This window comes from Corallococcus sp. CA041A, assembly GCF_003612075.1.
Taxonomy (GTDB): domain Bacteria; phylum Myxococcota; class Myxococcia; order Myxococcales; family Myxococcaceae; genus Corallococcus; species Corallococcus exiguus.
Genome location: NZ_RAWF01000390.1, coordinates 1 through 5,919, shown reverse-complemented (window position 1 = coordinate 5,919; position 5,919 = coordinate 1). Strand labels below are relative to the sequence as shown.

The 5,919-nt window shown below is 69.0% G+C and carries 6 protein-coding genes; 2 read left to right on the top strand and 4 right to left on the bottom strand.

Annotated elements, in window-relative coordinates; all coding sequences use genetic code 11:
- The 3 genes from tatB to D7V77_RS39410 form a co-directional block, all read right to left on the bottom strand.
- Positions 1-256: Sec-independent protein translocase protein TatB (gene tatB / locus D7V77_RS39420; RefSeq protein ID WP_169822817.1), on the bottom strand; the 256-nt coding region annotated here is incomplete at its 3' end.
- A gap of 153 nt (positions 257-409) precedes the next feature.
- The gene (locus D7V77_RS39415; protein ID WP_120581356.1) at positions 410-1,711 is read right to left on the bottom strand and encodes an MFS transporter; all 1,302 of its coding nucleotides are present in this window, start codon (positions 1,709-1,711) and stop codon (positions 410-412) included.
- Positions 1,712-1,741: 30 nt separating this feature from the next.
- The gene (locus D7V77_RS39410) at positions 1,742-3,805 is read right to left on the bottom strand and encodes a methyl-accepting chemotaxis protein (RefSeq protein ID WP_120581355.1); all 2,064 of its coding nucleotides are present in this window, start codon (positions 3,803-3,805) and stop codon (positions 1,742-1,744) included.
- Between the two features lie 91 nt (positions 3,806-3,896).
- Here D7V77_RS39410 and D7V77_RS39405 point away from each other — a divergent pair, with 91 nt between their 5' ends.
- Positions 3,897-4,943 (top strand): histone deacetylase, encoded by a 1,047-nt coding sequence (locus tag D7V77_RS39405; RefSeq protein WP_120581354.1) that lies wholly within the window; start codon positions 3,897-3,899, stop codon positions 4,941-4,943.
- A gap of 7 nt (positions 4,944-4,950) precedes the next feature.
- On the opposite strand, the gene D7V77_RS39400 is transcribed toward D7V77_RS39405, so the two are convergent.
- Complete coding sequence (locus D7V77_RS39400; RefSeq protein ID WP_120581353.1) at positions 4,951-5,235, bottom strand: hypothetical protein; 285 nt, start codon at positions 5,233-5,235, stop codon at positions 4,951-4,953.
- Between the two features lie 168 nt (positions 5,236-5,403).
- Between D7V77_RS39400 and D7V77_RS43435 the strand changes: the two genes are divergently transcribed.
- Positions 5,404-5,796, top strand: a complete 393-nt coding sequence (locus D7V77_RS43435; RefSeq protein WP_147452309.1) for a hypothetical protein — start codon at positions 5,404-5,406, stop codon at positions 5,794-5,796.
- Positions 5,797-5,919: the final 123 nt, after the last annotated feature.

The following is a 5,919-nucleotide window of genomic DNA, read 5'->3' as shown; positions in this document are numbered from 1 at the left end:
GAAGGGAGGACGGGGCGAGCTCCGGCGGAGGGGACGGCACGCGCGTGCCCGGACGCGTCGGGGGCATGCGGTTGAATTCCTCGTCCATGGAGTAGAACTCGCGCTCCACCACGTTGCGCACGTCGTCCGTCTGCCGGCGGAACTCGCGCATGAACTTGCCAATGGCCCGCGCCAGCTCAGGCAGCCGCTGGGGGCCGAGCACGATCAGCGCGGCCACCAGGATGAACACCATTTCGCCTGCGCCGATGTTGAACATGGAGGGTCGTCTTCCCCTTGGAGGGAACGTCCCGGGGTTATCGCGCCCACAGGCGGCCCGCGCAACCGTCAGCGACCATCCAGCGTCCGTCTGGCCTCGTGTCCAGGAGGCGGGCGGCCGGGCTCCCTGGAACTCCTGGGGCACATTGCCCCATCAGCCGTGGGGATTGGCCTCGGGAGACAGGGGCGCGGCCAGCCCCTGGGCCGGGGGCACCGCCAGGGCCCGGGCCTGCTCGCGCGAGCGCACCCGCCCCTCCACCACCCGCAACATGACGGGCACCCCCACCGCCAGCCCGATGGACACCCAGGCGATGGTGTCCATGCCGCCGAGCGTCCCGTCCGGCAGGTCCACCAGCAGGCGTGACGACAGGAAGGCGCCCAGCGCGGAGGCCATGTGCTGGGTGGCGGACTGCAGTGACATGAAGCGGGCGCGCACCGGGTTGTCCGGCACGCGCGAGGTGAGCGTGTTGTACGCCACGTTGCGCACGCCCATGGCCAGCATGAAGACCATGAACAGCAGGGGGATGGGCAGCCACGCGGGGTAGTGGATGAAGCCCACGTACGTGGTGAGGGCCGCCAGCACCACGCCCACCGTGCCGATGCGGTAGGAGCCGAAGCGGTCCACCAGCGGGCCCGTCATCCGCAGCGTGAAGAAGCTCACGATGCCGCCCGCGGCGTAGATGATCCACAGGTTCTCGCGCGGGTAGGCCAGGTTCTGCTGGAGATAGGCGGAGATGTTGGGGATGACGATGAAGCCGCTCATCATCACCAGCGCCGTCATCAGGTAGGACAGCTGCACGTCGGTGTTGCCCAAAAGCTCCGCCACGCCCGGGGCCCGGGCCGCGCTGCCGCCGGGCCGCAGGTGCCCGCGCACGGGCGGCAGGAGCCCGAGCGCGGCCAGCACCAACACCAGCCCCAGCGCCGCCACCACGAAGAAGGGCGTCCGCCAGCTGCCCAGCTCCGCGACCTTCAAGGCCAGGGGCACGCCCAGCACGGAGGCCACGGAGAAGGACGCCATCACCGCGCCCAGCGCCCGGCCCCGGCGCTCCACCGGGATGAGGTCCGCGATGATGGACAGGGACAGCGCCGTCGCCGGCCCGCCGAAGAGCCCCGCGCACACCCGCGCCAGCAGCAGCGTGGACAGCCCCACCGCGAATCCCCCCGCCGCGGTGGCCGCGACGAGCCCCAGCATGCACACGGCCAGCGCCTTGCGCCGGTCGAAGCGGTCCAGGAAGTAGCCGCCCAGGAGCCCCGCCACGCTCGCGGCGGCGGTGTAGCTGCCGCCAATGGTCCCGATGTGCGAGGACTCGATGCCCAGCCCCTTCGCGAAGTCCGGGCCCAGCGGCATCACCATCACGAAGTCGAGGATGTTGACGAACTGCACCGCGCCGATGAGCAACACCACGGCGCGCTCGGACACGGAACGGGGAGAGGCGGACTCGGACGACTCGGGCATGGAGGCTTTCAACGGGGAACGGCTGGTGCGTCAGACACGGAAGCGGCGCACCTCGGCGCGGAGGATTTCCGCCTGGCGCGTGAGGTTGTCGATGGCCTCTTCCAGCTGGCGCACCGAGCGCGTCTGGTGCTCGGACACGCCCTTGATGGTCTCCACGGCCTTGAGCACCTGCTCGCTGCCCTTGGTCTGCTCCTTCTGGGCGCGGTTCAGGTGGGTGACCATCTCGTTGATGCTTTCGATGGAGCGGGTGATCTGCTTGCTGCCGTGTGCCTGCTCCTGGCTGGAGCGCTGCACGTGCTGGGTGAGCGTCTTCATCCGCTCCGCGCTCTTCATGATCTGCTCGCCGCCCCGGGCCTGCTCGTTGGAGGCCTGGGAGATCATCGACACGGTGGCGGAGATGCGGTGGATGGCGGCCGTCACCTGCTTGCTGCCGCGCGCCTGCTCCACCGTTGCGCGGGCAATGGCCTTCACCATCTGCGTGGACTTCTGGGTGCTGTCGTTGATCTTCCGCAGGGCGCCTTCCGCCTCGCGGCCCAGCTGCACGCCCTCCTCCACGCTCTTGACGCCCTGGTTCATCACCACCACGGCGTTGCGGCTCTCCTCCTGCACGCCGCGGATGAGCTCGGCGATCTCCTTGGTGGACGCGCCGGTGCGCTCGGCCAGGTCCTTGATCTCCTCCGCCACCACCGCGAAGCCCTTGCCGTGCTCGCCCGCCTGCGCGGCGATGATGGCGGCGTTGAGGGCCAGGAGGTTCGTCTGCTCCGCCACGTCGTCGATGACGTTGAGGATGTTGCCAATCTCGCTGATGCGCCGGCCCAGGCTGTCGATGACGCCCGCGGCGGTGCGGCTGGTGTCCTTGATGCGGTCGATGCCGGAGAGCGTCTTGCGCAGGGCCTCCACACCCGTCTGCGCGTCCTCGAAGACCTGTTCGGACAGGCGGGCCGTCTCGTTGGCGTTGGCGTCGACCTGACCGATGGCGGCGTCCATCTCACTGATGGCGGAGGAGGTGTCCTCCGTGGACGCGGAGAGGTCCTCGATGTTCTTGGCCACCTCCTTGATGGAGTACGTCATCTGCTCGATGGCGCTGGTGGTCTCCTCCACGCTGGCGGCCATGGCCTGGACGTTCTCCGCCACCTCGTCGTTGGTGGCGGCCATCTCCATGATGGAGGAGCTGCTCTCCTCCGCGCTCTGGTAGAGGACCTCCACGTTCTCCGCGATGCCGCGCAAGCTGGCCATCATCTCCACCATGGAAGAGGACGTCTCCTCCACGCGCGACTGCACGGTGCCCGCGCCGGAGGACACGGTGGTGCCGGTGCGGTGGATCTGCTCGATGACGCCGGCCACCACGTCGGACACGCCTCGCACGCGGCCCAGCGTGTCGCGCCAGGACTGGGCCATGCGGTTGAGGGCCTCCGCCAGCTGGCCCAGTTCGTCCCTGTTGTTGCGCACGTCCGCGCGGCCGGTGAGGTCGGCCTCCGCCAGCTTGCTCGCCATGGACATCATCGCGTCCAGCGGGTGGAGGATGAACGCGCGCGAGATGAGGAACGCCACCACGAGGAAGAGCACCAGGCCCACGAGGAAGGCCAGCAGCACCGTGTGGCGCAGGGCCGTGAGCACTCCCTCCAGCCGCGCCCCATCCACCACCACGACGACTTCACCGGGCACGCCGCCCGCGAGCGTCACCGGCCGGGTCACCGCCCAGCTGTCGTTCTCGAACTCCACCTGCTCCAGAGACGGGAGCGGGCGCTGTTGGAGGCGCTTCTCCAGGCCCTGGGTGAACCACGCAGGCGCTGTCGCCGGGGAGGTGGCGCGGGGCACGCCCTGGGCGTCCAGCACCGCCACGACGCTGAAGTCGTCGTCCTGGAGATAGAGCCCTTCCAGGTTGGGGACCGGCTGGGTGCCCGCCTGCTTTTCGACGAGTGCCGTTACCTCCCTGGCCTTGTTCTGGGCGCGCGAAGCCATGCGCTCCCTCAGGTGGTTGCCCACCTGGCGGGGAACGACGAAGTAGAGCGTCCCCAGGATGACGGCCAGCGCGAGGCCGAACGAACCCAGGAGGATGCCCCGGAGACCGGGTTTCTTGAGGCGACGTGGCAAGGCCCGCGCACTGTAGGGAGGGTGGCCCGTCCAGGGCAAGGAACGGACTTCCCCGCCTGCCAGGGACGGACGCTGGGTTCCCGGGGACAGGATGCGTAAGGTCCAGGGGATGACCGCGACGCTGCTGCTCACCGACCCGCTCTTCCTCCAGCATGAAGCCGGAGAGGGCCACCCCGAGTCGCCCGCACGCTTGCGGCGCATCCTCCAGATGCTGGCGCGAAATCCGGTCGCGGGCACGGTGATGACCCATCCCCGCTCCGCCACGGACGCGGAGATCCTGGCGGTGCACACCCCGGCGCACCTGGAGGCGCTGGAGAAGCTGGGCGGCCGCTTCGAGCGCATCGACGAGGACACGGCGGTGTCCCCGGACAGCATCGACGCGGCGAGGCTGGCGGCGGGCGCGGCGGTGCAGGCCGTGGAGGCGGTGATGGCGGGGACGGCGAAGAACGCGTTCGCGCTGGTGCGTCCGCCCGGTCACCACGCGGAGCCGGACCGGGCGATGGGCTTCTGCCTCTACAACAACGTCGCCATCGCGGCGGAGGCCGGGCGGCGGCTGGGAGCCGAGCGAGTGCTGGTGCTGGACTGGGACGTGCACCACGGCAACGGCACGCAGGCGGCGTTCTGGGGGCGCAGGGACGTGCTCTACCAATCGGTGCACCAGTTCCCCTACTACCCGGGCAGCGGCGCCGCGCCGGAGGTGGGGCGCGGAGAGGGCCAGGGCTTCACGGTCAACTGCGGCCTGCCGGGCGGCAACACGGACGCGGACTACGGGATGATCTTCGAAGAGCTGCTGCTCCCCGTGGCGCAGGCGTACCGGCCGGACCTGGTGCTGGTGTCCGCGGGGTTCGACCCGCACCGCGCGGATCCGATTGGCGGCATGGACGTCACCGAGCGCGGCTTCGCGGCGATGTGCACCGCCGTGCGCAAGCTGGCGGAGGAGGTCTCCGGCGGGAAGCTGGCACTGGTGCTGGAGGGTGGCTATTCGCTGGAGGGGCTGTCGAACTCCGTGCACGCGTGCATCGAAGTGCTGGCGGGGCGCGATGACAGCTTCGCTTCCGGCACCGTGAACGCGGACGCGCGGGCGGCGCTGGCGACGAGCCGCGAGGCGCTCAAGCCGTTCTGGGCCAGCGTGCGCTGAAGACCGCTCAGTAAAGCGTGTCGTCGGCCATGGACATGCCAGACAGTTCCACCAGGAACGCTCCCAGGTCATGGATGGCACGCGCGGGCCCTTCCGGGTCCGGGCTGAGGATGCTCACCATCCGGTAGCGCCCTTCCCGTGCCCCCTCGAAGAGCCACTCCGCCCCGTCGAAGTACGAGAGGTTCCGAGACGCGAAGAAGCGATCGATGGACCAGAAGTGGGCCGCATCCAATCGCTGTTGCACGGCCTGCCACTGGGTGGGCGTGAGCAGGATGTGCCGGTCGACAGCCAAATGCCCCTTCTTGAGTGCCGGCTCTCTTCACGTGCAGGGTATGGACAAGGCCTCGGTGCTCGATGCGGATGACGAAGGGATCCACGTGAAGCGGTAGACCTCGGCGCCGGGTGCCAGGGGGAGCAGCGGTCCTTCCTTCAAGGCCCGCAGCATGCCGGAGCACCAGCAGTGCATGAACTCCTGGCTGCGCGCATCCTCGAACTCCACCTCCAGGCCGGGCATCAGGGACAGGTCCGGGAAGCGCTCCGCCGCCGTCTGGGGACCGGCGGGCTCCGGGTCTACTTCTTGGGCAGGACCGACTTGCCCTTCACTTTCAGGTCCACCAGCTTCCACTGCCCCGGCTCCTTCTCCAGCAACTCCTCGAACTGCTCCGCAGTCAGAGTCCTTGGCGGCTTGCTGGGCTGCTGCGGCTGCGAGTTCGGCTCGCTTGTCGGTGTTGAGGTTCTTGTCGGCTTCGCCATAAGAGGTACCTACTCCCTTCCTGAAAGCGGGGATGACTTCCAGCCTCTCCTCGTTGTGCTCCGCGATGAGGCGGACGTTGTTCTGCAGGAACTTCTCTAAGCCATCCGGGGTAAATCTTTGCCTAGGGAGGTAGCATCCACCGCTGCCCTGCAGGAGGGCAGGAGGAGCGGTGGATGAGCCGAAGCGGCAACCACCTCAAAGTGACGGTGCCACAGCGCCGAG

What these genes read in the sequence shown, in the direction of transcription:
- D7V77_RS39415 (WP_120581356.1), bottom strand. Translation starts at nt 1,711, where the DNA reads ATGCCCGAGTCGTCCGAGTCCGCCTCTCCCCGTTCCGTGTCCGAGCGC.
- D7V77_RS39405 (WP_120581354.1), top strand. Translation starts at nt 3,897, where the DNA reads ATGCGTAAGGTCCAGGGGATGACCGCGACGCTGCTGCTCACCGACCCG.